The organism is Paenibacillus apiarius, assembly GCF_017052585.1.
GTDB classification, from domain to species: Bacteria; Bacillota; Bacilli; order Paenibacillales; family Paenibacillaceae; genus Paenibacillus_B; species Paenibacillus_B apiarius.
Window position 1 is genome coordinate 3,320,567 of record NZ_JAFFHZ010000001.1, and the last position, 24,456, is coordinate 3,345,022.

Here is a 24,456-nt window from a genome sequence, read left to right on the forward strand (position 1 = left end):
TGGGATACATGATTACGATCAAATCTTATATGGTAACATATGGGACGGATTTGGAATATGAAGGAGGATTGCAAAGTGTTTGCAAAGAAGATTTTTTTGATTTCCGCATGTACCCTGCTATTATTTTCAACAGCTCCAGTTGCCAAAAACGCGAGTGCAGATCCTGTTAATGAAAGTAACGTCGAAGAATTGACAGAAAGATATCAAGAGCTATCAGTTGCAAACTGGGTGAAAAAAGCATTTCAATATGCATTCAAGGCAGCTCCGTGGGATTGGCTTGTTTTTAACAGGGATCCGATTATTGAAGAACATGAAAGAACAACCACTGTAAGTTCGGGGACAATTAAATTTAACACGGAGGACAGAGGACCTACATATGTAAGAAAAGATTTGGTTTTTGACGAATATGCGGGCCAAGACGCTTGGATATGGGGGTCAAGGGCGCCGTTGTTTACAGGGAAAATAGCTGTGGAGATAATCAATCAAAAAACCAATAAAACAGAGGAAGAGAAAGTACTAGAACCTCTAGCCCAGTTCCATTTTGACCCAAATGATATGGGGAGCTGGTATATAAAATGGACTAATACAGAATCTAATTAATGGAATTTGTTCTTCACATATCGTCATAGATATAAGCAGTTTCCTGGGCAAAGTGTTGCACCAATTGAACATGTGAATGTTAATGATAAAATGTATATAAAGCCCTCAAGTTCACACAAACAGGAGTTCAATTCACTCGATGTTAAGCCCCACTATACTCTAGATGACCTTTTTAATGAATTGTGGGATAAACAATTAGGGGAATTTGTATATGAATTTAAAAATTTGAGCGTTGGGGATGCAGTTCATTTCAAAGATAATTTAGCTGCAATTCACTATGATTCCGAAAAAAATGTAACCAATTTAGATTTTAAGTCATCGAAATTTGAGAATGTTTCTTGGCCATTTAAAGGTGATTTGACTAAATTATTCAAGTTAGGGGATATCATCAACTTGAAGTTTACCGTTGAACAAATTGATGGTCAGTTTGAAATACTAGATTATATTCGAATGGATTACAACAATGAAGTTGCCGATATCAAAGATTTTTTAATTGAATAGCAATTAAATCTTCCCCCCTCTCTTAATAGAGATAAAAAGTTCTTAAGCTGAACTCTTTATCCGTTAGCTTGAGGGGGTTACTTGTTTTGTTTCAATTTATGTAAAACTAAAGAAGGATATTGTTGAATGTAACTATTTGTTAAAATAAGAAGAGAATCTAGGGTTACGGCAATTTAGTAAATCATGACGTTGTATAAAGGAGGGCTATGGATGAAGTCAGTAAAGGTTATTGTAATTTTGCTATCATGTGTAATGCTTATTGGTTGTTCTAAAAAAGATGTTTTGGAAGGAGTGGATTTTACAAAGGTATTCGATGAGGTTATTGGTTATTTATATATCGATGATACACTCTATAGTCTTAAAACCAGGGATAATTTCTCGGAAGAGGACTTAGGCAAACAAATAGGTGAGGTTCATGAAATCGTAGAGAAGCCCGTAGTTGATGGAGATGTGGTGTATCCAGAGGCCACTCGTACCTATGAAATTCGCAAAGGCGATAAAATATTCAGGGTAAAAGACGGTGATAAGTTACTAGTTGTTATCCAAACGAGGGATGGCTTTATATTAGGAGTCATTTTTCCCACTTAAATGGCTACAAAAGTATGATTTAAGTTCTTGCAAGACCCCTATCCGAACAGAAATTACATTGAGCATTAACAGGAATCGGAGTCTTCGCGACATGGACTTTGTTTTTGATAGAACATACAATAAACATGTACATGATCGAATCTGTTTAACGTAAATCCAAACCGCCGATACAAGTTTACGTTTACTTCATTTTCCATATCGAGAGCGACGCCCTGCCAATTCATGTCCGTCTTTACCATATTCAACAGGTGATGCAGCAGGGCTTTGCCGATTCCCTTGCCTTGCTCATCCTGTTTTACTCCAATCATAATCAGGTAGTGATGCGCGAATGAAGGAGCAGCGGATCTTGTGACTCGCATATAAGAATTAATGAGGCGTAACGTGTTTCCAGACAATTGAAATAATAAAGAAATTACCCTCACGATAAGCAGTAACCCTTTCATTTTCTGAAGCTTGCTTGCATGCGGCTTTTCTACGATGTAAGCCCCCCGAAGGTTTTCATTTTCGAAATAACCCCACACACCTCCTCATGGAGCAGGAAGCTTTTATCGAACAGAAAGGAAATAAAAGCGGTCACGCTGCTGCTTGTTTGGTTATCGACTTCCGAATCGCCGAATAGATGCAAGAATAAGGGATCGCGGGCGAACGCTCCCCCCATGAGCTTCACGAATGAAGCTTTGTCCGACTTGGTTAGTTTGGATACTCGATACGGGCTACTCATGCTATTGTACCGATACTGTTCATAGCTTTACCATAATGATCGACGGCGAAGCTAAACAGCACCTTCAGCATAAATAATAGGCAAATCGTCAGCATGTAAGGCTGTATGTTCGGCAGCACGGGGATACCGCTCAGGCCCAAGGAGAGAAGCAAGCGATAGAGCGTATTCTCCTGTAACTGCATGATGCTGGCAGCTCTCTTCGGCACTTTTGGCTGCAAATTTTTTGCTTGCAAAACGCAGCATCCCCTATTTGTAAGTTTTATGACTGATCTTGCTCCCCTTAGCACTCCCCAACAGTTAAAGTATCCATTTGGAAACATTGAGCTAACGCTCCCCTAACACCAACATGATGGAAGTATAAGCGCACTTTCTGTCCCCCCTTATCCTTTTCGAAAATTATCCCATGAAATTCATACATTGGTTATCGCGCCTTTCCCTCTACATGGAATAACAACAATACAGGGTTAGTTGGTTTTTGATGCGAAAGAAAGCCACCTGTAATGAAAATATCATTCATAGGAGAGACTTAATTTATTGAATAACGCTTCAGGGGAAATATGTTAAAAAAATGCCGTGATGTCAAGATTTATCGACTTAATTCGACATGATATGATATATTTAGACAATTCTTAGGGCTGGAAGACACCAGGAAAGGTGATGATAGAATGATATCCGGAGAAAAATCCCAACACATTGTAGAACAACTTTCCAAAATTGTCGGTCAAAATATCAATTTCATGAATGATGAGGGAATAATCATCGCCAGTACGGACGCATCGCGTATTGGAACTGTGCATGAAGGTGCGCTTGTTGTGCTGAAAACGAAAGAAAAGCTGTTCATTCATACTGAGAAACGGTTCCCGGGAACGAAGGCCGGCATTAATCTGCCTATCTATTTCGAAAACCACGTCATCGGCGTTATCGGCATCACCGGTACGGAGCCGGATGTGCTCAAAATGGCGGAAATTATCCGGAAAATAGCAGAAATATTGGTTAAGGAACAGTTGAACGACGAGAAGAACGAGATGATCAACCAAGCGCGAGAGGTATTTATCAGGGATTGGCTGGAGGATAGATGGAAGGATGACAAAATGCTCTCTTCGAAAGGGTGGATGCTAGGACTCAATGTCAATCTGCCCCGCGTTGCCGTTACCATTCAAATTCATCACGAAGACTCGGCGCTGTATGATCTGCATCGGGAGCAGAATTACTATACTGGTTACTTGCGGGAAGCGATCAAGTTCAACGATCAGGATCTTATTATACCTGTCGGTTTTATGCATTACGCCCTGCTTATCACTTGTCCCGGTACCGGCGATGACGAGAAGCGCAAAGAATTCATTACCCGCAAAATGCAGTACATTATACGCCAAATGCCTAAATCCGACATCTTCACAATCAAGGCGGGCGTCGGCGGTTATTATGATTTTACCCGGGGGTTGCCTGCTTCCTATAAGGAATCTGAACAAGCTGCCCTGCATGCCAAGGCGCACCTTGATGAGAATATTGTGTTCTATGATGACCTGCGGCTGGAAATGCTGTTGGACGGTATTAAAGACGAGTACAGCAGCAAATTCGTACAAAAAACGCTTAACCTGAGTCAGTTTCCCAACCCGAAAGAAGTGATCGATACATTGGCCCTGTTCTTTGCTTGCAACCAGTCCATCAATAAAACGGCTGAGCAGCTCTTTATTCACAAAAATACATTGCAATACCGGCTAATAAAAATCAAGGAAGCGACCGGATACGATCCTCGGGTGTTCGAGGAAGCGGTTCTGCTGTATCTATCGGTATACGTAACAAAAAACAAGCTTTGTAATGACTGATTTATCGTTATTGGTAACATATAAAACGCTTTCTTAACCTGATACGATAGTTGCAACAAAGACAAAAAGGTGGTTGAGAAAGCTTATGACTTCGAATAGGTACACCACATCTCTCCTGCAAAAGCTGGAATTCATATATGGAAAAAATAAAGCCAAAACCCTCCTTCAGGACATCGATCGTTTGGTTGATAGTTACGCCGATGCTAATCGGAAATCAAATAATCGCTGGGTATCGGAACAAGATGTCATGCTCATTACGTACGGGGATTCCATGCAGTCAAGCGGTGAGTCACCGCTTCAGACGCTTCGGAAATTCGTGCAGCGCTACTGCGATGGATTGTTCTCTTCCATGCACATCTTGCCGTTCTACCCATACACTTCCGATGACGGATTCTCTGTTACGAATTACCGCGAGGTCAATCCGAAACTGGGAGATTGGACAGACATCGCCGACCTTGCGGTTCACGTTGATTTGATGTTCGATGGCGTTATCAATCACATCTCCCAACATAGCCATTGGTTTCAGCAGTATTTGGCCGGAAATCCGGAATATGCGGATTATTTTGTCGAAGCTGATCCCGCCGAAGATTACAGCCAGGTTACGCGCCCACGCGCATTGCCGCTGCTCACGAAATTCGACACTGCTTTGGGTGAGAAGCATATCTGGACGACGTTTAGCGACGACCAGATTGATTTGAACTATGCAAGCGAGCGAGTGCTCCTGGAAATTCTCGATATTCTGCTTATGTATGTCGTACGCGGAGCGCGCTATCTCCGTCTGGACGCGATCGGTTTCATGTGGAAGAAGCTAGGAACAACCTGCATGCATCTGGATGAAACCCATGCGATCGTCCAGGTCATTCGGGAAGTGCTGGAAACTTTCGCGCCTGGCACGATTATTATTACTGAAACGAACGTTCCCCATAAAGACAATATCAAATATTTTGGCAACGGTTCCAATGAAGCTCACATGGTCTACCAATTCCCGCTCCCTCCGCTAACGCTGCATACGCTGCATACCGGAAACAGCGACAAATTAATGGAATGGTTGCAGTCACTCGAGCCTACCACCGATTCAACGGCATTTTTCAATTTCCTTGCGTCGCACGACGGTGTTGGAGTTCGGCCGGTTGAAGGTATTTTATCGAAGCAAGAAGTGAATGCAATGGTCGATAAGGTTCACGAACACGGCGGATTTGTCTCGTACAAGGACAATGGAGACGGGACCAGAAGCCCATATGAGTTGAATATTAATTATCTGGAGGCACTGTCTCACCCAGATGATTCGATTGAAATGAAAGTGAAGCGATTCAGAGCGGCCAGCGCCATCCTGCTATCGGTTATGGGAATGCCGGCGATATATATTCATAGCTTGCTCGGCTCCCGGAACGACACAGAAGGCGTGAAGAAGACCGGGAGGTACCGGTCCATTAACCGGGAGCAACTTCGATACGAGCAGGTCGAGTCGGAGCTGCAGCAAGAAGGTTCTTTGCGGAACGAAGTATATAGTTCGCTTGCAGAGTTGATTAAATTTCGGATCGGTGAACCATGCTTCCACCCGAATGCTGCCCAGCGTGTCGTCGTATGCGATAACCGTTTGTTTACGATTATACGAACGTCGGCGGAAGGCGGAGAAGTGCTTGCGCTGGTCAATGTTGCCGACGAATCAGTAAGCGTGCCATGCTCACAGCTTCAGACAGGCTGGAAGGAAGGGGAGGCGGCGGTTGATCTCGTTGGGGCCGAGACGTTCAAGTGGTCAGATTCCTTGCAACTCTGCGTCCAGCCTTACCAAGTGATGTGGATAAAGCAGCTAAAAGGAGGTGACGATGCGTGAAGATTATTGTAGCTCCGGACTCGTTCAAGGGGTCCATATCTGCACTGAGGGCCGCCGATCAAATCGAGGAAGGGATACGCACCGTATTCCCTTCTGCCCATATCGTCAAAATTCCGATGGCCGACGGGGGAGAAGGAACCGCTGAGACAATTCGGATGATTACCGGAGGAGACATCATTGAGCATGAGGTAAGAGATCCGTGCAATCGACCCATTCGTGCCGGATATTGCTGGATTGACAGTGATCGGACGGCGGTGATTGACACGGCGGCAGCTTCCGGCCTGCCCCTTCTAGAGGAACATGAGCGTAAGCCGGAGGAATTGTCAACTTACGGAACTGGGCAGCTTATCCGGCATGCGCTGGACCGGGGCGCTGCCAAGATTATTCTCGGTCTCGGTGGAAGCGCCACCATCGATGCAGGCACTGGATGCCTGCGGGCGCTAGGGATGCGCTATCTTGACAGGAGTGGCAACGAGATAAGCGGCGGCGGCTCCCTGCTTGGCAAGGTTGAACGCATCGATGCGGACCAGTTGGATCCCCGACTGGAGAAAGTCGAAATAGTAATTGCCTCGGATGTCCGGAATCCGCTGCTCGGATCGGAAGGAGCCGTCCATGTATTTGGTCCGCAAAAAGGATTGCAAAAGCATGAACTAGCCGACTTCGACAACAAGATGAGCCACTACGCGGATATTGCGGAGGCAGCAACTGGACGCAGCAGCAGAGACAGCCCTGGCGCCGGCGCCGCCGGCGGATTCGGATTTACGCTGATGTCGTTCTTTCCGGGCGGGAAGATGATGAGCGGCTTCGAGTTGATTGCCGAGCTCAGCGGGTTGGAGCGGCAGTTGCAGGATGCGGACCTCGTCATTACTGGCGAAGGGAAGTTTGATGCGCAGTCACTTTATGGGAAAGTTCCTGTAGGCATTTCGAGATTGGCCAAGCCCTATGGCGTGCCAACTGTCGTCTTCGCTGGACTAGCGGATGGGGATATGCGGGATGCGAATCGGGAAGGCATACATCTAGTCGTGCCGATTGTCGATCGGATTATGACACTGGATGAAGCGATGAAGCAGGGTGAGACACTGTTGAAAGGCACGGTCGTCCGCATGTTTCAGATGATTCGCTTAGCAGGTCTGATTAATGCCAAGGGGGTGAGCAATTGAAAGTTGCACTGGTCCATTTTCGGGTCGGCGAAACGGACGGGGTATCCCTTGAAATGGAGAAGTGGAAAAACGTCCTGACGCGCTTGGGACACGAGGTTCTGTTCCTTGCGGGCAGCGAAGGCATGACACAAGCTTATGTCATTCCGGAGCTTCATTACAAGCATCCGATGAACGAGAAATTCGTGTTCAATGCCTTCGACAAACTGCTTGATTATGAATCGGATGAGGCGTTTGCGGAAGATGTGCTGGCCTTCTCGCGAACGATGGAAGCAAAGTTAATCGACTTTATTGTATCCGAAGACATTGATGTAATCGTTCCGCATAATTTGCTGTCGTTAGGCTGGAGCTTGCCCGCAGGTATTGCCTTGAGCAAAGCGCTGAAAGCAACCGGTATCGACTGCATCGCCCTTCACCACGATTTCTACTGGCAGCGGGATCGATATGCGAAGCCGACTTGCAACATCGTCAAGGAATGGCTGGAGCGGATGTTCCCGCCGGATCTGCCCAATATCCGTCATGTGGTGACGAATCGGATTTACCAGGAGGAACTGCGTCGTCGTCGGAATATTGACTCCGTCATCATTCCCAATGTATTCGATTTCGAACATCCTGTCTGGGTGAAGGACGATTACAACCAATCGCTCAGACATGACATTGGGGTGGGTGAAGATGACATCGTCATTTTGCAGGCAACCCGTATTATGGAGCGTAAAGCGATTGAATTGGGAATCGAAGCGGTAGCGCAGCTACAGCGTAGATTGGCATCATCTGAGCTAACCCTTTACAACGGGAAATCAATTACCAATGAAACGCGGTTCATTCATGTGCTGGCCGGCATGCCCGAATCCAGTTATGAGTATACGGAGCAACTGCGGACGAAGGCAGAATGTCTGGGCGTCGATTTGCGATTCATCAATACGTTGATCGACCATTCGCGCATTCATTCGAACGGGAGGAAGATTTACTCGTTATGGGATGCTTATGTAATCGCTGACATGGTTACATTTCCTAGCATAGTGGAAAGTTGGGGCAATCAGCTGCTGGAAGCCGTTTTTGCGAAGAAACCTTTGCTTATCTATGAGTACCCCGTTTATGAAAAGGATATAAGGCAATACGGATTCGATTTTATTTCTCTCGGCAACCGGCACCATATTGATTCTGACGGTTTAGTCGTCGTCGATGGCGGCAAAGTGGAAGAAGCAGCAGACCGCATGGCAGAGATATTGACCGATAGCCACCAGTATGACCGGATTATCGAGCATAATTACCAAATTGGCAAAACCCATTTTTCATATGAATCGCTTCGCATCTTATTGGAACCACTACTTGAGGAGGTAGCAAGATGAAGAAGAAGTTGGGAGTCATTGCAATGGTAGCCATCATGGCGTTCATGACAGCATGTGGGGGAGGCTCTAAGTCGGGTACCGCCGAGGGGAATACAGCATCTAACAACAGTGATGGCAAAGTAACGAATATAAGCATGCAGATTGCATGGGCCAGCGATTCTGGCAGAGGGGTCGCCATTCGGGAAATGTTGGATCAATTCGAGAAGGAAAATCCTGATGTTAAAGTGGAAATGCTCGGCGGCGTCCAATATGGATCGAAGCTGCTGACGCAAATATTGAGCGGCAAAGCGCCAGAAGTGCTGCAAGTCAATTATGGCGACGTTCAGTCTTTGGCTCCTGAAGGGGCATTCATCGATCTGTCGGGCGATTTTATGGCCGATAAAGATAACTACGCTCCGGAAATATGGGATCTGTCCGTCAGCGACGGCAAACTGTACGGTATGCCTTGGTTAGGACACAGCATTCAATTGATCTATAACAAGACCATGTTTGAGAAAGCCGGCATTACATCACCTCCGACAACGTGGGATGAGCTGTACGAAGTGGCCAAGAAGTTGACGGTCGATACGAACGGTGATGGCAAGCCGGATCAGTACGGTATCGGATTGTCAGGAAAACAAAGCCCTGACATTACGTGGATGTACGGCATGTTTGCCGCACAGGCCGGAGCCGAGTTGGTGAAAGAGAATAATGGCAAGTATGAGGTCGCGATCAATTCGCCCGAAGGCCAACAGGCATTGGAGTTCTACACGAAGCTGTTGAAAGAAACGTCGCCTCCGGATTCCTTGAACAAAGACGGCGGAGCGATTATGGCCGACTTCCGGAATGGGGTCGTAGCGATGGAATTGCAAGGTCCTTGGGGTGTTTCGGACGTGTGGAAGTCAGGCAGTTCGTTCGAGACGGGCGTCGCTGAAGTGCCGGCCGGTCCGGCAGGCAAAGCGACGGAAGTGACCGCATACCTGCTGTCCATGCCTAACGGAGTTGAGGGAGAGAAGCTTGAAGCATCCAAAAAGCTGATTAAATACCTATCTTCCAAGCCGGCGCAAGAGTTAATCATGAAGGGCGAAAAAAGCGAAGACGGCAATTATTATCCTTTCCGTATTCCGATTCGTAAAGATATGGCCGATATGCAATATTTCAAAGAACATCCGGAGTTCCTTGTGTTCCAGGAAGGATTAAAATATCCGTTCACCCTGTTCCCGATTCCGGAATGGTCGCAAGTGAGCGATGAGGTATATCAGAACGCGCTGAACCAGGTCGTATCAGGAAGAATATCGGCAGCTGAGGGACTTAAAATGGTACAGGACAAAGGAAATGCCATCATCCAGAAATAATTCCGAAAAAGAGGAAAGCGCCCTGTCATCTGGGGGCTTCCTCTTTCATAGGGGGAACTTTATGAAATTACTAAGAAGAAAACTCGGAGATTTAAGTGCGTATTTGTTCATATTGCCTGCTTTCATCATTTTAGGTTTGTTTCTAATTTTCCCTGTTGCTTGGTCGGTTGTCGCCAGTTTTAAGGATATTAAGCCGATCGCGTTGCAAAATTCTGGATTGTTCGAAATTCCAGGTTCGTTTGTCGGATTTGACCATTATGTAGCTGCACTTTCCAATCCATTGTTTATTAAAGCGATTGTAAATACGACGTACTTTGCCATCATATTCATCCCGATTACGATGTTCGGGTCGGTCATATTGGCCTTGCTTGTGAATCAGAAGCTGCCGGGCGTCAACTTCGTCCGCTCGATCTTCTTTGTGCCTTATATTTTCTCGATTGTAAGCGCAAGCTTGGTGTTTATGTTCCTATTTAACGGAGACCGGGGGTTGATTAACGCCCTGCTGATGAAGATTGGATTAGATGGACCGAATTGGCTGGCCAGCACTCTCTGGGCAATGCCTGTCATTGCAATCATGTCTTGTTGGAGAAACATCGGGTATTTCATGATTATTTATCTGTCCGGATTGCAAAACATTCCGAAAGATCTCTATGAAGTAGCCGATGTTGAAGGCGCCACTGCAGTGCAAAAGTTTCGTTACGTCACATGGCCTTTGCTTGGACGAATCTCGCTCGTTGTTATGATTTTGTTATTGATTAATTCGCTTAACGTGTTCCAGGAAATTTATATTATGACCGGAGGCGGCCCAGCCGATTCCACGGTAACGGTTCCGTTCCTTATTTTCAACCGAGCGTTCAAATATTACGAAATCGGTCCGGCGGCAGCCATGTCTTACATTTTGTTTGTAATCGTTGTCATTATTACGATCATTCAACGCAAAGTCGTCGCCAAAAGGTTAGGATAGGAGGATGCGTATTATGAAAATGAAAAAGTGGTTACCTACCATCACACTGTGGGCAGTCGGCATCCTGTTCCTAATTCCGATCTATTGGTTGGTGGCATCAAGCTTGAAGAGCGATGCAGAGATTACCCAATTTCCTCCAACATTCTGGCCGAAAGAGATGGTATGGAGCAACTTCCCTGAGATTTGGAACATGCTTAAATTCGATCAAACCTTCATAAACTCGCTTATCGTAACTGTGCCGACGGTGCTGCTGACGGTCTTATTTTCCAGCATGGCCGGATACGCATTTTCCAAGAAGCGATTTTTCGGAAGGGACACGATGTTCGTCATTTTGATCGCGACGATGACCGTTCCCCCAACCGTGCTGCTGCTTCCGTTATATTTCATTATTACGAAGCTTGGCATGTTCGACTCGCTGCTTGCCCTGATCATTCCGTTCTCTGTTACGGTGTTCGCGATCTTCTTCACCAAACAGTATATTGACGACATACCGGACGAGATGCTGGAAGCAGCGAAGATAGACGGAGCCGGCGACTTCCGGACGTTTTTCCAACTTGTATTTCCGCTGATCAAGCCTGCTTTGGTAGCACTTATCATTATTGATTTCGTGCAGAACTGGAACTCGTTCACCATGCCGCTCGTTCTGTTGCAAAGTGAATCTAAGTTCACGATACCGTTGAAGCTTGCGTTAATAGCTCAGGATTCTGTCGCTGTTCCGTGGTCAAAAATATTGGCTGCCAACGTGCTATCTCTGCTTCCTGTGCTTGCCGTATTCCTGTCGATGCAGAAGCAATTCGTCTCGGGGTTAATGGCCGGGGCTGTCAAGGGTTAAGAAAGGGGCTGCAATCGGTGAAACGCACATACAAAATCGCCTGTCTGGGTGATTCAATGACTGCATTCTGGGGAGCGGAGATAACCGAGCTTCAGGATGCGCTGCAACGGCAATATCCGGATCAGCCTTTTGAGCTGTTCAACTACGGGGTGAGCGGCACACGGGCCGAATACGGCATCTATCGCGTGACCCATGAATATCCAAATCCGTTCGGACCCGGCAATCGTAAGTGTCTGTCGGCCGTCAGTCCGGATCTGGTTATCGTTGAATCCTTTGCTTACAACCATCGTCTGGATGGGAAGCATCGCGTCGACAATTATCAGCAGGTGCTTGGCCAGCTGCGGGACGTGCTGCGTGCCGCGACTCCCGCCAAGCTGTTGTTCCTCGTTACGATTCCGCCCGATAAGGAGCGCTTCCTGGACAATGTGCCGACACATAAGGACGTGACGCTGGCGCTCAGACAGGAATGGGCGGAAGGAAGCGAGATGTATCTGGAAGCCGCCGCCTCGTTCGCAAAGAAGGAGAGCGTTCCATTCATCAATATCTATGAACGCGTAAAAGAGCTGGTAGCGAAGGGAACGCCGATCCGTTGGTTTATTGATCAGAATGACAACATCCATCCAAGCCGATATGCCTATGAGCTGATCGCGGATGAAATTGTCCAAGCTATTCGTGAGCACTATCCTGATGACTTAAATACGAGCATGGAGTGAGGAGCATGTCAGAAACCGGATTGTTTTTTAACAAGAGAAAGTATGAAGACAAGCCTCTGCTGACATTCGAGGAAGCCCGGAGCCTGCTGCCCGAGCCTGTCATGGATTCGCGACCCGATTACATCGCGTGTTATTGGCGGACCTGGGAGATCGCGTATCAGAATATGCATGTGCCGACCGAAGAAAGCGGCTTTGTCAGCAATTTCGTGGATGCAGCATTCAATGACAACATCTTTTTGTGGGATACCGCTTTTATTACGATGTTTTGCAATCTCGCGCACCCGTATATCCCAGGGATTCGTTCACTCGACAACTTCTACTGCAAGCAGTTGGATGACGGAGAGATTACTCGGGAAATCGTGCGGAAGACGGGAGAGTTGTTCACGCGATGGATTAACCATGACCGGAAGCCGCTTCACTCCTACTTCCATAACCATTACCAGTTCAGGGGACTGGTTAAAACCGAGCATCCGAAGTATGACGACATGTATAAGCCGGATCTCGGCCGTACGGTTGAACATCCTCCTTACTTGACGCTCGATTCGCTCAATCATCCGATTTTGGCATGGGCGGAGCTGGAAAGCTACACGCATACGGGTGATGGGGAGCGGTTGGAGCTGGTATGGGAACCATTGAACCGTTATTATGACGCGATGTGCAATCATCTATATAATCGATTCGGACTGTTCGTTACAGATTGGGCAAGTATGGATAATTCGCCACGGAACAAGTATTTGGGCAGCGGCGTAGACATTAGCTGCGAAATGGTGCTGTTCAGCCGGAATCTTATCGAGATTGGTCAAGTGTTGATGGCGAGAATGGAGCGTCAGGGCGAGACAGCAAGGATGCAGTCTATCGCGGAGCGTGTTGTCCAATTAGAGCAAGATGCGGAGCGGTTCGCAAGCAGCATTAATAAGCAAATGTGGGATGAGAACACCGGATTCTACTATGATGTGACGGATGACGGTCAGCGGGCGCCGGTGAAGACGATTGCCGCGTATTGGTCACTTCTCGCCGGAATTGCCGATGAGAAGCAGGCAGAGAAGCTTGTCTGGTGGCTGAACGATCCGAAGACGTTCAATCGCAAGCATCGGGTGCCGGTCTGTGCGGCGGACGAGCCAGGGTATAATCCGCGGGGCGGCTATTGGCAGGGATCGGTCTGGGCGCCGACGAACACGATGGTCATACGTGGATTAGAGAAGTACGGCTACGATTCGCTGGCAAGGGAAATCGCCTTGAATCACCTGGACAATGTGGTGAAGATATATGAAGATACCGGGACGATATGGGAAAATTACCCTCCTGATTTCATTGATTCGGGTGATGCGGATAAGCATGATTTTGTTGGCTGGTCGGGAATTGCGCCGACGCTCTACTTGCTTGAACATGCGATCGGGCTCAAAGGCGACGCCGCAAATCAGGAATTACGGTGGCGGCTCCACTCCGGCATGGGAACGGTAGGCTGCAACCGTTACTGGTTCGCAGGCAAGACGCTGAACCTGCTGGCCGTTGAGCAATCGGATGGAAGTTACCTGATCACCGTGACAAGTGATGCCCCTGTCATATTGAATGTTCAATACGGAGCTGAGGAACAACGGTTGGAAATTAACGGTTCCGCACAATTGCGTATACATTGCCCGGAATAGTCTATGAAATAACAAGCGAAGGGTCCTTATCTATCGTACTTCTAGTTAACAGAGAGGAAGGATTAAGAAATGTTTAACAAATGGCCTGTTAACCCGGTTCATGAATCTATCGTGTTGTCGCAGGATAATATAGGCATTCAGTCGGGGCATGAGGCGATCGTTCAGCAAATAGCAAAATGCGTCGAATCATCGGTAAAGGATACGATCGTCATCGCAATGGACGGTACTCACGGCGCGGCTTTTCAACCGATTGTCCAAAAGGCGGTTGAGCTTCTGGAAAATAAGGAGCTGTCTGTTAACGTTATCAGCAGCTACAGCTTTCTGAAGACGGGAGAAGAGCTGCGCGTTCACTTCAAAGACAACATCACGAGCAATCGGGCGTTCGGGTATGAATTACAGGGAGCCACAATTGAAGAGTATTTCTCCTCAGGGGCCAAAGCGGCGTATAGAGAGAGTGTGCAAGCGGCTCAAGCGGAAGAAGACTCGGCGGCGAAGCGTGTTATTGTCGTGTTCGGTCCGGGCGCTCGCTGGCTGAGCAGCGGCAATGTCGAGCTGTCCCTTTTCCTCGACGTGTCGCGGGAGTATCAGCAGGTTCTGCATCGCGGGCAACTGCTCAACTTCGGCATGAGCTGGAATCGTGATTCGGTGGAGAAATACAAGATTGCCTTATTCGTAGAGTGGCCGATTTTGGAAACCTATCGCAAACAGACGCTGCCGCAGTTCGATTACTATGTAGACATGAATGACGAGCAAACACCGCATCTGGCACGGGTGGACGAGCTGGAAAAGATGATCGAAGCGATTTCGGCTAATCCGCTGCGCGTGAAGCCTTTCTTTGCCCCAGGAGTGTGGGGAGGACAGTATTTGAAAAAGCTCGCCGATTTGCCGGATGAGTGGGAGAACTGCGCATGGAGCTTTGAACCGATCGCACCTGAAAACTCGATCTTGATCGGATGCCAAGAAAAGGTCATTGAAGTTCCTTTTCTGATCGTTATGTCTTACGCGTATCGCACAATTTTGGGAGATCGGCTTGTACGCTTGTTCGGCGATTATTTCCCGATTCGTTTCGATTATCTCGATACGATGGACGGCGGCAAGCTGTCTTGTCAGGTTCATCCGAAGCAAGCTTATCTTCGCGAGCATTTCAATGGCATCATGGAGCAGCAGGAATCGTACTATATCATGGAGAAACAGGCCGAATCTAAAGTTTATCTGGGGCTGACTGAATCGTGTACGAAAGAAAACTTCTACAATGCGATACAGACCGCTCAAGAGACGGGCGTTCCGATGCAATTAACGGATTACGTCAATGAATTCGAGGCGGAAAAGGGTGATCTGTTCCTGATTCCGACCGGCACGGTGCATCTCTCCGGGGAAGACAACATGGTGCTGGAGATTTCTGCGACAACGTGGTGGTTTACGTTCAAAATTTACGATCACTTGCGGAAAGGCATGGATGGCAAGCCTCGCCCGATTAATGTTGATCACGGGTTCGATAATATTGATTTCTACAAAAATACGGACTGGGTCAAAGCGAACCTGATCCCGGCACCGGTGCTGCTGCAGGCGCAAGGAGACAACGAAGAATACCGGCTTGGTCAACGAGAGGACCTGCTGTTCTACGTCCATCGCGTACATCTGACGGATGAGTGGAAGGACGATACTGCCGGGGAACTCGTACTCTTCAACTTGGTGGAAGGAGAAAGAGTGAGAATTGTCTCTGTTCAGGATCCGTCCGTATTCGTCGAGTTCGGCTATGCAGAATCGTATATTCTTCCTGCCTCCTTCGGAGAATACAAGATCGTCAATATCGGCAATGGCCCTTGCAAGCTGATTAAAGCCGGCGTAAGTCCGGAATGGAATGTGAGCTTCATAGATGGCTAGTGGCATCATTGCTTTGGATGTGGGAGGCACGTCCATCAAGGCGGCACTAGTAATCGGTGGGCAATTGAATGAACAGTCCGTGAAAGTCTACCCGTCGAGAGCGAAAGAATCAATGGACGTCATTGTTACTCATCTTCTGGACATTATTAAACATCAGGCGTTAACTATGCAGCATCCTCATTCCATTGTTGGAGTTGCTTTGGCGTTTCCTGGGCCTTTCGATTATGTCCGGGGAATTAGCCTGATGAAGGGAATCGATAAATATGACGCCATTTACGAAGTGAACCTGAGAGAGGAGCTCCGGCAAAAAATCGAAGCCGATTCGGAGCTTTCGTCTCGCTTTTACGCAGACTTGCGTATCGTATTTGAGAACGACGTGCGGGCGTTCGCGCTCGGCCAATTGCTGTCAGGCCAGGCCGCTGCTTATGATCGTTCGCTATGTTTGACGATCGGAACAGGGCTTGGATCAGCTTTCCTGGACCATGGCGCAATCGTGACAGACCACGAAGCTGTACCGGATGGAGGGTGGATTTTCAACCAGCCTTTTAGGGAGGGCATTGTGGACGATTACATCTCCAAGAGAGGGATATTGCGCATTGCCTCGGAGCTAGGTTATCAACTGGAAGGCATGGATGTGAAAGAACTGGCGAATCGCTCCCGGCAAGGGGATCGGGCGGCTGGGGAAGTTTTCGAACGGTTCGGCTCGGTGTTTGCGGCTGCGTTGAATCCTTATAACGAAGCATTCCGGCCAGAGGCTTTAATCCTTGGGGGGCAAATCGCCAAGAGCTTCGATCTGAGCATGGACGGTTTCCGCCGAACGGCTTCCCGGCAGGTCGAAATCGTGATCGTCGGCAATACGTCCCACAGCACGTTTCTCGGAGCAGCTTCTCTTCTAAAATAATGTTTTGCAGCATAAGCATCAGGGCGCATCTCGCATCCTGGTGCTTGTTGTGCTGCTTCTCCAGGTAAGATAATATCGTTACGTCCAAACATTCGGCTTGTTCAATACAGCCCCCTTTACATCTCCGCTCATTTCCAACATACTGAGAATAGAAGGAAGCATGTCTGTACAGGATAATGATAACAGTAACAGTCAACCTACATACCATTAGGCCACGTTAGTTCCTTGTACAAGCGGTTGTGCTTACCTTTCATCTAGACAAGCTATTAAGGGAGAGTGATCCGATGTTAAGTGAGAAGCTGCTCGCGAAGTTGAACGATCAAATGAATTATGAATTTTATTCTTCCCAGGTGTACCTGGCTATGGCGGCTTATTGTTCGTCGGAGAGCTTTGATGGGTTTGCGAACTTTTTTATCGTGCAGGCGGAGGAAGAGAAGTTCCATGGAATGAAAATATTCCACTTCATTAATACATTGGGCAAACGTGCCGTTGTTACTGGCATGGAACACCCTCAGAATGAATACAGCTCATTGCTGGACGCTTTTGAGCATTCCTATGCGCATGAGCAAACCGTGACGAAGCGTATTTATGAATTGTCCGATATGGCGTGGAATGAGCGCGAGCATGCGACGATTAACTTCCTCAAGTGGTTTATTGACGAGCAAGTGGAGGAGGAAGCCACCTTCGACAGCATCATCCAGAAGCTGCGCCGCATTGATAATGACAGCAACGCCTTCTATATGCTTGATTCCGAGCTGGCCAAACGCACCTTCACGCCACCGGCAGGCGAAGCTTAATTCATTCAGCAACCCAGAAGCTGTTTTCCCTGAGCGTACATGAGGGAAAGCAGCTTTTTTGGTCGCTCCCAGCCGTGCGGAATCAGTTATAGCTGCAACGAACAAATCACTTGGAATGGGATGTGAAGATAAATGGAGATCAACATGAATGAGCAGAATGGTTCTAAAGTAGCCGTCATTTCAAGCGACAGCGTCATAATAAACAACGTCAACGACGCCCTGGATCTAATGGGCAATGTTCGATATAACGGCTGCGATAAAATCCTGGTCAGGAAAGAGCATCTGACAGAAGATTTTTTTGAACTCAAAACAAAACGTGCCGGTGACATTTTGCAGAAATATACGAACTATCACATCATCATTGCGATCGTTGGGGAATTTGAATCTTATCACAGCAAAAGTCTGAATGACTTTATCTATGAATGCAACCAGGGAACACGAGTATTTTTTAAGAAGACGGAAGCTGAAGCTTTAGAAGCGTTTCACAGCGTAGATGTATAACCGAAGTTTCAGCGCAATTTAGTCATGGTATCTCCAGAAAACACAGCAGAGCGGGTTTACAATAGTTGCTCCCAATCTATCTATGGAGCGATTATCGTTGGCCCGCTTCATTCACGACATTCCCATACATGACAGTTGACAGCACCATGTCAAAAACATCGGAGAAGCGGTAACTATGGTGCGCCAAAAATTCAGTGGAGGTTAACTCTTCAATAGAAGCAAATATGATGCAGGCCACAACCTGTTGATCAATCTCTTGGCGAAAGATCCCCTGCCTCCCTCCATCCTCCAATATTTTCACCAGGTGATGGATAATGACCTCTTTACGGAGGCGTGTAAACTTGTCATGCAGAACCGCTACGCTCTCTTTGATATCCTCCAGTGCAGACCTCTCTATGGCGCTTAATCGCTGCGTCATCAACGTCATAAAAGTACGAAGCTTCTGTAAGGGATCGAGCTCGCTTGCGCTTAGTTCAGAAATATCATGTTTAATCTCTTGGAACATGTTTTCAATTACAATCTCAAGCAGGTCATATTTGGATGTATAATACCGATACAATGTGGCTTTGCTCATGCCAATGCCTTTCACCAGATCATCGACAGAGACGGCTGAATAGCCATATTGGAAAAACAGAGATGTTGCATGCTTGAGGATCTTATCTTCTGTCTTTTTGCTCATAATGCATTCCTTCCTGATGATGATAGAGGGGAATTGGCCGTAACCGGCACTTCGATAGCTTCATTCTAAACAAGTGCCCAAATTAATGCAATTGGCAGTAAGACGACGTAGGGGATGATAAGCTTTAGCGTAACGCTCCATGCGCCTGTCAGCCGTCTGAGGAACAGCGGCGCAAGAATCCAATACAACTGCGCGGTGTAGAGTCCCGGAAAGTATTTCCCGAAGTAGATGCTCCATGTTGTATGGGCGATTGCATTGCCTAAAGCGCCGTATGCAATGAAGAAGAGCGCCGGAATGAGAAGGAAAGGCAGACGTTTAACAAAGGCTAGTATTGCGGTGACCGTAAACAAGGAATAGGAGATCATATTGAGCAGTAAAAAGAAAGGAACGGAGTAGGCCTCTCCCCCATAAATAGCAGGAAATTGACTGGAGAAGCCAGTTATAAATTCTTCGGAAAAATGAATAAACTGCCATGACAGTATTCCGAAGTAAAGCGGGAGAATGCTCAGCGGTTCGCTTAAAGACCAGCCTCTTCGATATAAGGTTAGAAATATAGCAAATGCAAAAAGAACCCCGATAACAAACGTCACAATCAATTCATAACCCGAGCTCAGATAGGTAAATAAACAAACCAGAAACAAAGAAAGGAAGGAACCGATCATACAATCTTTTTTTGTAATGTTGCTCATGTTACAACCTCCATTCCGTAATAATGAAACTTATGATACTTAAATAGTTTCATAGTATCATTATATCGTTGGATTCAAACGTATGTCAAGAATAACCAGATCCAGCGCTATGGAGCGGGCAATGCCCCGCTTCTTTTTTGCACTCATTTATGTTATCTTAATATGTTAGGATATAAGGGGACAGTTTGTGGAGATGCTAGAAGAGATGCTAAAAGTACGGGATTGCGATAAAATACATGTACAATGAAGGAGACCAATGACATTTAAAGAATTGAATATTATACCCGCGATTTTAAAAGCTTTAAGTAAAGAGAACTATACGACGCCGACACCCATACAGGAACAGGCGATTCCAGCTGTGTTAGCCGGCAGAGATTTGCTTGGCTGCGCTCAAACGGGAACAGGGAAGACGGCCGCGTTTGCCGTACCGATAGTCCAGCTATTAAGCGAACAGCAAAGGCAAGGCAGACCCCATTCAGAACGCCGCATTCGCTCATTGATTTTAACACCGACAAGAGAACTTGCGCTTCAGATTTCTGATAACATGCAAGCGTTCAGTCAATACACCGATTTGCATTGCACGGCTATCGTTGGTGGCGTCTCCCAAAAAGCACAGGAACGGTCGCTAAATCAAGGTGCGGATATTCTGATTGCAACGCCGGGCAGACTCATCGACTTAATGAATCAGAAGCGTATCGATTTGCAATATGTCAAAATATTAGTACTGGATGAAGCCGACACCATGCTGGATATGGGATTTATCCATGATGTGAAGAAAATCATCACAAAAATGCCCAGGAAGAGACAAACTCTTTTCTTCTCGGCTACCATGCCGCCGGAAATATCCAAAATGGTAAAATCGCTGCTGGTTAATCCAGTGAAAGTAGAAATCACGCCGGTCTCTTCTACTGTGGATAGAATAAAGCAATCTGTTTATTTGGTAGATAAGGAAAACAAGCAAAAGCAATTGAATCACCTTTTAAAGGATAAGTCCATTGTTTCGGCACTCGTGTTTACCCGTACAAAGCATGGCGCTGACCGTGTTGTGCGTGAACTGGCTAAAGTGAAAATTTCTGCTCAGGCCATCCACGGCAACAAATCTCAAAATGCCCGCCAGATTGCATTGAGCAATTTTAAGAGTGGCGTAACGCGAGTGCTGGTAGCGACGGATATCGCAGCGAGAGGAATTGATATTGAGGAGCTTTCTCATGTGATCAATTTCAATCTCCCTAATATTCCAGAAACCTACGTTCATCGAATTGGCCGTACCGGTAGAGCAGGAATGAGCGGGATTGCGATCTCCTTCTGTGAAATTGAAGAAATTCAGTATCTCAAGGATATTGAGAAATTGATCGGAAAGGTCATTCCTGAAGTGAAAGACCATCCCTATCCGATGCTGCGTACAACTCAGCCATTAAAGACGGAGGGCTCAGCGAGATCAGCGATCTTAAAACCAGCCAAATCCAAGGCAAACCCTATGCATAAGCCCAAGTCCAAGTGGTTCAAAAAGGGAAGTAAAACAAGTAACTAACATTGTTGGAAATCATAAAATAAATCTAGGGGTGGTACTCTGAGAAAGCCAAAGAAAAAACCAATGTCATTTGACGAACTGCTGAAGGAATTGCAAGGCCAGGGAACGAGTGAAGAAGATGCGAGCCATGTTTCATTAGACGAGTTGTTTAATGAATCATTCATGGTCAAGCATTCCAGCTTTAAAAGTTTTGGGGAGTTTGTAGAGAAAGGCAACTTTCAAGTAAAGACGCAAGAAGATATCAATAACATTCCTGACGAGCTTTTTGATCGGCATGTTGCAAGAGAGACGGGGTTTGCTGATTGGAAGTCCATGCTGGATACAGCAACTATGGAGTATGACAGTAAATAATGAATATAAGAAAGAAGCTGAGTTAAGGATGCCGATTTAGGCTTGACCTTAGCTTAGCTATAATCAGGTGTTTGCTTTACGGCACATGTGGAGCGCGCTGTGCGTTGTTGGTAGAGCAGAACAGAGCATTTACCTGATTGTATCTCCTTAAATGTTCCACTCGTACATTGACTATAGTCAACATCTTTAGTAAGATTAAGTCAACAGTTCCCACCACGCCTCTTAACAATGCGTACCAAGGTGGGCCTTTTTATTTGTGGAGAACATGTTCCTGCTCAGTCTGTCAAGCCCCCGGCAACATATGAACAACAATTAAATATTCTCAAAAGCCGTGGACTCAATGTTAATAATGAGGATATGGCCGTTCGTGCTTTGCAACGAATCAATTATTACCGGTTAAGCGCATACGGATTAAGTCTCAAGCATGATGATAAATATCATATCGACACAACTTTCGAACAGCTACTCGCTTTATACGAGTTTGATCGTCGATTTCGCTACATCATTATGGAAGTGGTTGAGCAAGTGGAAATTTCTTTCCGTACTCATATTTCATACTACATCGCTCATACATACGGCGCTTTGGGACATTTAGAACAGGAACATTTTAGAAATCATGAAGCGTTTCTGATTGAACTCGAAAAAGATAAAGCGTTCTCAGGAGATATTCATAAAACATCATATTGAGAAGTATGAAGGGAAAATACCCGTCTGGGTAGCTATTGAAGTTCTTTCGTTCGGAGCGCTCTCTAAACTTTTTTCCAATATGAAACATGATGATCAGAATCCCATTGCGAAAAGTAATTATCGTCGAGCCCCTGCTATTTACCTCGAAAGCTGGCTTAAGTGTTTGTCCTATATTCGCAATATATGTGCTCATTACGGTCGATTGTATAACCGACCACTTACAAGCAAACCGAGACTCGATCGGAAATCAAAACAGCTGGGAATTGAACAAGGAAAAATTTTTGCACACTTATACGTATTAAAGGAACTCATTCCTGATCGAAATAAGTGGAGAGATTTCGTAACTCGCTTAGAAGCATTGCTCACTGAGTACAAAGACGAGGTTGAATTAGAACGAATCGGATTCCCTGAGGACTGGGAATCCATCCTGATGATGAGGGGATAATCTTGGAATGGTTGCGACAATTACTCATGTCATTATCAATCCAAATCCGTCAAACCATTGACCATAATGAACCAACAACCCATCCCAACCATCCAGTCTAAAGTGCTTACCTCATCCTACAACAAATACAATGAGTCGTATGATTCTCAAGTTGGAAGAAGCTCCTACTGAAGTATTTATAAATCGTTCGGCATGACTTCGTTCTTTCTGATTATGGAATGAATACTTGTGAACTGGAGCCCGCAGGGGCACTCTCTTCTCTTTTTACAGTGTCCATCCTGCGGGTTATGTTCTTACTCATAGTTCAGGCCGTTTTTTATGATTCCGCAGCTGCCTGTTTTTTGTTGCGTTCGAGCTCTTTTGCTCCCAAATGGGTCAGTATGCAGAAAATAACGCAGCAGACAACAGCAGTCAATAATACATAAAAACCGCCATTCCAGCCCACCTTGTCAACCATTACGCCAAAGAGGGTAGTACCTAAAGACGCACCCAGAATGTAGCTCATGAAGCCGCGCAAGCCAACTGCAGACCCTACGGCGAATGGCGGCACAACCTCCAAAGTCTGCACGGAAGCCAAAAATTGCGGGACGTAAATCAAACAACCGATAATGGCGGCAAAGATCGTAGTTCCAAGCAAAGTGCCGCTCTGCCAGTAGCCGATGATGCAGAAGAAAATCAACACCATGGCAATGATAGCCGGCGGCATGCGGTATCCTTTGAAAAACCTGTCCGACAGGTATCCGACCAAGAGCGTAGAAGGAATGGCGGCCCATTCGAAAAATAAAAAGGCAACGCTCATTTCGGCTTTGGTGAAATGTTTCACGTGCAACAGATAGATGGGCAGCCAGCTTATGATGCCAAAACGAACCATGTATACGAACACGTCTACGAAGGATACAAACCATGCATTTTTGTTGAACAACACATAATTTTTGAAGATTTGCCAGGCCGACATATCTTCTGGCGGTGTGGAATCCGCCTTTTGCTTCATAACCGGCTCCGATTCGTCCTTGACGATTTCGTTCAACGGCGGCAAGCCTTCGTTTACCGGGGAGCCTTTGGTCAGGGCTAATACGACTATGGCGAACACGATAGCGACCGCTGCCGGCACTTGGTAGCTAGCCGCTTGCCAGTGCTCGGAGCCAAGCATGGCAAAGCCGACGCCAACGATAGGCGCTACGATTCCGCCGCCCACATTATGCGAGATGTTCCAGATGGCGCCGACAACGCCTCTCTGCTTGCGCGGGAACCAGTTCGCGATGGTTATAAAGCTAGGCCCGACTCCCATTCCTTGAAAAATTCCGTTCAGAACGACGAGCGCGGCGAATATCCAGAATGCCGTCGTGAATCCCATCATAATATTGACCAGCCCGCACATGAGCAAGCCAAGCGCCATATACCTTTTCGGATCGGCTTTATCCGCCAGACTGCTCATGAGGCCCTTGCTGACTCCGTAAGCAATGAGCAGACAACTGCTCAATAGCCCGACTTCCGTGGCGCTAAGGTGGAGCTGCTCCTTCAGATAAGGAGTGGATAATGCAAAATTATTGCGGACAATATAATAGGCCATATAACCGAAAAACACACCTAATAAAGACTGCAGCCGGAAGAGCTTATAAGTTTTTTGAACATGTTCCGGCGCTATTTTTTTAGCAGCGGTTTTAGGCTTTAAAAATGAAATCATACCATCATCCCCGATTCTTAGCTGTTAATGAACAAGACATCATACGCTTCATGATAGTGCTTTCAAAAGTTTCCTAGTGTCATCATGACCTCCCCGTTTTTTGATGATCATGTTCCTCGCTTTTTTATTATGGTGCCAGTTCAACCTGCAAAACTATCAGCAAAGTTCTGATTTTTTGTAGGATAAAAAGGAGGTGCTGTCAGAAAAAATCCTATAGAAGATGTAAAGATGATGAGCAATAT

At 46.5% G+C, this 24,456-nt stretch carries 25 protein-coding genes; 20 read left to right on the forward strand and 5 right to left on the reverse strand.

Going from position 1 to position 24,456, the window contains the following annotated elements; genetic code table 11:
* Positions 1-75 precede the first annotated feature (75 nt).
* The 3 genes from JSQ80_RS14945 to JSQ80_RS14955 all read left to right on the forward strand — a co-directional run bounded on the left by JSQ80_RS14945 (position 76) and on the right by JSQ80_RS14955 (position 1,689).
* The gene (locus JSQ80_RS14945; protein ID WP_206095834.1) at positions 76-600 is read left to right on the forward strand and encodes a hypothetical protein; all 525 of its coding nucleotides are present in this window, start codon (positions 76-78) and stop codon (positions 598-600) included.
* Between the two features lie 6 nt (positions 601-606).
* Positions 607-1,101 carry a hypothetical protein gene (locus JSQ80_RS14950; protein ID WP_206095835.1) on the forward strand — a complete coding sequence of 165 codons (495 nt, stop codon included), beginning with the start codon at positions 607-609 and terminating at the stop codon, positions 1,099-1,101.
* Between the two features lie 210 nt (positions 1,102-1,311).
* Positions 1,312-1,689, forward strand: coding sequence for a hypothetical protein (locus tag JSQ80_RS14955; protein ID WP_206095836.1), 378 nt, complete (start codon positions 1,312-1,314; stop codon positions 1,687-1,689).
* A 65-nt stretch (positions 1,690-1,754) separates the two neighbouring features.
* Here the strand turns inward: JSQ80_RS14955 and JSQ80_RS29755 are convergent, their stop codons facing one another.
* Together JSQ80_RS29755 and JSQ80_RS14965 are read right to left on the reverse strand one after the other, a co-directional pair.
* Complete coding sequence (locus JSQ80_RS29755) at positions 1,755-2,210, reverse strand: GNAT family N-acetyltransferase (protein ID WP_336245739.1); 456 nt, start codon at positions 2,208-2,210, stop codon at positions 1,755-1,757.
* A gap of 196 nt (positions 2,211-2,406) precedes the next feature.
* Positions 2,407-2,643 (reverse strand): hypothetical protein, encoded by a 237-nt coding sequence (locus JSQ80_RS14965; RefSeq protein WP_206097762.1) that lies wholly within the window; start codon positions 2,641-2,643, stop codon positions 2,407-2,409.
* A gap of 432 nt (positions 2,644-3,075) precedes the next feature.
* Here JSQ80_RS14965 and JSQ80_RS14970 point away from each other — a divergent pair, with 432 nt between their 5' ends.
* From JSQ80_RS14970 to JSQ80_RS15030, 13 genes are all read left to right on the forward strand, one after another.
* Positions 3,076-4,236, forward strand: coding sequence for a CdaR family transcriptional regulator (locus tag JSQ80_RS14970; RefSeq protein WP_206095837.1), 1,161 nt, complete (start codon positions 3,076-3,078; stop codon positions 4,234-4,236).
* An 85-nt stretch (positions 4,237-4,321) separates the two neighbouring features.
* Complete coding sequence (locus JSQ80_RS14975) at positions 4,322-6,070, forward strand: sugar phosphorylase (protein WP_206095838.1); 1,749 nt, start codon at positions 4,322-4,324, stop codon at positions 6,068-6,070.
* Positions 6,067-7,230 (forward strand): glycerate kinase, encoded by a 1,164-nt coding sequence (locus tag JSQ80_RS14980; protein ID WP_206095839.1) that lies wholly within the window; start codon positions 6,067-6,069, stop codon positions 7,228-7,230. Before JSQ80_RS14975 ends, JSQ80_RS14980 begins: the two co-directional genes overlap by 4 nt.
* Complete coding sequence (locus JSQ80_RS14985; RefSeq protein ID WP_206095840.1) at positions 7,227-8,576, forward strand: glycosyltransferase family 4 protein; 1,350 nt, start codon at positions 7,227-7,229, stop codon at positions 8,574-8,576. The genes JSQ80_RS14980 and JSQ80_RS14985 overlap by 4 nt, the downstream gene beginning before the upstream one ends.
* Complete coding sequence (locus tag JSQ80_RS14990; RefSeq protein ID WP_087434516.1) at positions 8,573-9,910, forward strand: ABC transporter substrate-binding protein; 1,338 nt, start codon at positions 8,573-8,575, stop codon at positions 9,908-9,910. Before JSQ80_RS14985 ends, JSQ80_RS14990 begins: the two co-directional genes overlap by 4 nt.
* A 61-nt stretch (positions 9,911-9,971) precedes the next feature.
* Positions 9,972-10,874, forward strand: a complete 903-nt coding sequence (locus JSQ80_RS14995; RefSeq protein ID WP_206095841.1) for a carbohydrate ABC transporter permease — start codon at positions 9,972-9,974, stop codon at positions 10,872-10,874.
* Positions 10,875-10,887: 13 nt separating this feature from the next.
* Complete coding sequence (locus tag JSQ80_RS15000) at positions 10,888-11,706, forward strand: carbohydrate ABC transporter permease (protein WP_206095842.1); 819 nt, start codon at positions 10,888-10,890, stop codon at positions 11,704-11,706.
* A gap of 17 nt (positions 11,707-11,723) precedes the next feature.
* Positions 11,724-12,419 carry a GDSL-type esterase/lipase family protein gene (locus JSQ80_RS15005; RefSeq protein WP_206095843.1) on the forward strand — a complete coding sequence of 232 codons (696 nt, stop codon included), beginning with the start codon at positions 11,724-11,726 and terminating at the stop codon, positions 12,417-12,419.
* Positions 12,420-12,424: 5 nt separating this feature from the next.
* Positions 12,425-14,065 carry an MGH1-like glycoside hydrolase domain-containing protein gene (locus tag JSQ80_RS15010; RefSeq protein WP_206095844.1) on the forward strand — a complete coding sequence of 547 codons (1,641 nt, stop codon included), beginning with the start codon at positions 12,425-12,427 and terminating at the stop codon, positions 14,063-14,065.
* Between the two features lie 69 nt (positions 14,066-14,134).
* Positions 14,135-15,949, forward strand: a complete 1,815-nt coding sequence (locus JSQ80_RS15015; RefSeq protein WP_206095845.1) for a class I mannose-6-phosphate isomerase — start codon at positions 14,135-14,137, stop codon at positions 15,947-15,949.
* Positions 15,942-16,850, forward strand: coding sequence for an ROK family protein (locus JSQ80_RS15020; RefSeq protein WP_206095846.1), 909 nt, complete (start codon positions 15,942-15,944; stop codon positions 16,848-16,850). Before JSQ80_RS15015 ends, JSQ80_RS15020 begins: the two co-directional genes overlap by 8 nt.
* A 284-nt stretch (positions 16,851-17,134) precedes the next feature.
* On the forward strand, positions 17,135-17,647 hold the full coding sequence (locus JSQ80_RS15025; RefSeq protein ID WP_206095847.1) for a ferritin: 513 nt from the start codon (positions 17,135-17,137) through the stop codon (positions 17,645-17,647).
* A 132-nt stretch (positions 17,648-17,779) separates the two neighbouring features.
* Positions 17,780-18,148 carry a DUF4180 domain-containing protein gene (locus JSQ80_RS15030; RefSeq protein WP_206095848.1) on the forward strand — a complete coding sequence of 123 codons (369 nt, stop codon included), beginning with the start codon at positions 17,780-17,782 and terminating at the stop codon, positions 18,146-18,148.
* A gap of 91 nt (positions 18,149-18,239) precedes the next feature.
* On the opposite strand, the gene JSQ80_RS15035 is transcribed toward JSQ80_RS15030, so the two are convergent.
* Both JSQ80_RS15035 and JSQ80_RS15040 read right to left on the reverse strand, forming a co-directional pair.
* The gene (locus tag JSQ80_RS15035; protein WP_206095849.1) at positions 18,240-18,827 is read right to left on the reverse strand and encodes a TetR/AcrR family transcriptional regulator; all 588 of its coding nucleotides are present in this window, start codon (positions 18,825-18,827) and stop codon (positions 18,240-18,242) included.
* Positions 18,828-18,892: 65 nt separating this feature from the next.
* Positions 18,893-19,516, reverse strand: coding sequence for an HXXEE domain-containing protein (locus JSQ80_RS15040; protein ID WP_206095850.1), 624 nt, complete (start codon positions 19,514-19,516; stop codon positions 18,893-18,895).
* 256 nt (positions 19,517-19,772) lie between these two features.
* Here JSQ80_RS15040 and JSQ80_RS15045 point away from each other — a divergent pair, with 256 nt between their 5' ends.
* From JSQ80_RS15045 to JSQ80_RS30020, 4 genes are all read left to right on the forward strand, one after another.
* A complete protein-coding gene (locus JSQ80_RS15045) occupies positions 19,773-21,047 on the forward strand; it encodes a DEAD/DEAH box helicase (protein WP_206095851.1) in 1,275 nt (424 codons plus the stop codon).
* A gap of 63 nt (positions 21,048-21,110) precedes the next feature.
* A complete protein-coding gene (locus tag JSQ80_RS15050) occupies positions 21,111-21,398 on the forward strand; it encodes a hypothetical protein (RefSeq protein ID WP_087434528.1) in 288 nt (95 codons plus the stop codon).
* 228 nt (positions 21,399-21,626) lie between these two features.
* The gene (locus tag JSQ80_RS15055; protein WP_206095852.1) at positions 21,627-22,085 is read left to right on the forward strand and encodes an Abi family protein; all 459 of its coding nucleotides are present in this window, start codon (positions 21,627-21,629) and stop codon (positions 22,083-22,085) included.
* Positions 22,030-22,530 carry an Abi family protein gene (locus tag JSQ80_RS30020; RefSeq protein ID WP_206095853.1) on the forward strand — a complete coding sequence of 167 codons (501 nt, stop codon included), beginning with the start codon at positions 22,030-22,032 and terminating at the stop codon, positions 22,528-22,530. The genes JSQ80_RS15055 and JSQ80_RS30020 overlap by 56 nt, the downstream gene beginning before the upstream one ends.
* A gap of 316 nt (positions 22,531-22,846) precedes the next feature.
* On the opposite strand, the gene pgtP is transcribed toward JSQ80_RS30020, so the two are convergent.
* Positions 22,847-24,214 (reverse strand): phosphoglycerate transporter PgtP, encoded by a 1,368-nt coding sequence (gene pgtP / locus JSQ80_RS15065; protein WP_206095854.1) that lies wholly within the window; start codon positions 24,212-24,214, stop codon positions 22,847-22,849.
* Positions 24,215-24,456 lie beyond the last annotated feature (242 nt).

Coding starts and splice junctions, on each gene's coding strand:
- JSQ80_RS14955 (WP_206095836.1), top strand. CDS start 1,312: ATGAAGTCAGTAAAGGTTATTGTAATTTTGCTATCATGTGTAATGCTT.
- JSQ80_RS14970 (WP_206095837.1), top strand. CDS start 3,076: ATGATATCCGGAGAAAAATCCCAACACATTGTAGAACAACTTTCCAAA.
- JSQ80_RS14975 (WP_206095838.1), top strand. CDS start 4,322: ATGACTTCGAATAGGTACACCACATCTCTCCTGCAAAAGCTGGAATTC.
- JSQ80_RS14990 (WP_087434516.1), top strand. CDS start 8,573: ATGAAGAAGAAGTTGGGAGTCATTGCAATGGTAGCCATCATGGCGTTC.
- JSQ80_RS14995 (WP_206095841.1), top strand. CDS start 9,972: ATGAAATTACTAAGAAGAAAACTCGGAGATTTAAGTGCGTATTTGTTC.
- JSQ80_RS15000 (WP_206095842.1), top strand. CDS start 10,888: ATGAAAATGAAAAAGTGGTTACCTACCATCACACTGTGGGCAGTCGGC.
- JSQ80_RS15010 (WP_206095844.1), top strand. CDS start 12,425: ATGTCAGAAACCGGATTGTTTTTTAACAAGAGAAAGTATGAAGACAAG.
- JSQ80_RS15015 (WP_206095845.1), top strand. CDS start 14,135: ATGTTTAACAAATGGCCTGTTAACCCGGTTCATGAATCTATCGTGTTG.
- JSQ80_RS15020 (WP_206095846.1), top strand. CDS start 15,942: ATGGCTAGTGGCATCATTGCTTTGGATGTGGGAGGCACGTCCATCAAG.
- JSQ80_RS15025 (WP_206095847.1), top strand. CDS start 17,135: ATGTTAAGTGAGAAGCTGCTCGCGAAGTTGAACGATCAAATGAATTAT.
- JSQ80_RS15030 (WP_206095848.1), top strand. CDS start 17,780: ATGGAGATCAACATGAATGAGCAGAATGGTTCTAAAGTAGCCGTCATT.
- JSQ80_RS15035 (WP_206095849.1), bottom strand. CDS start 18,827: ATGAGCAAAAAGACAGAAGATAAGATCCTCAAGCATGCAACATCTCTG.
- JSQ80_RS15040 (WP_206095850.1), bottom strand. CDS start 19,516: ATGAGCAACATTACAAAAAAAGATTGTATGATCGGTTCCTTCCTTTCT.
- JSQ80_RS15045 (WP_206095851.1), top strand. CDS start 19,773: ATGACATTTAAAGAATTGAATATTATACCCGCGATTTTAAAAGCTTTA.
- JSQ80_RS15050 (WP_087434528.1), top strand. CDS start 21,111: ATGTCATTTGACGAACTGCTGAAGGAATTGCAAGGCCAGGGAACGAGT.
- JSQ80_RS15055 (WP_206095852.1), top strand. CDS start 21,627: ATGCGTACCAAGGTGGGCCTTTTTATTTGTGGAGAACATGTTCCTGCT.
- pgtP (WP_206095854.1), bottom strand. CDS start 24,214: ATGATTTCATTTTTAAAGCCTAAAACCGCTGCTAAAAAAATAGCGCCG.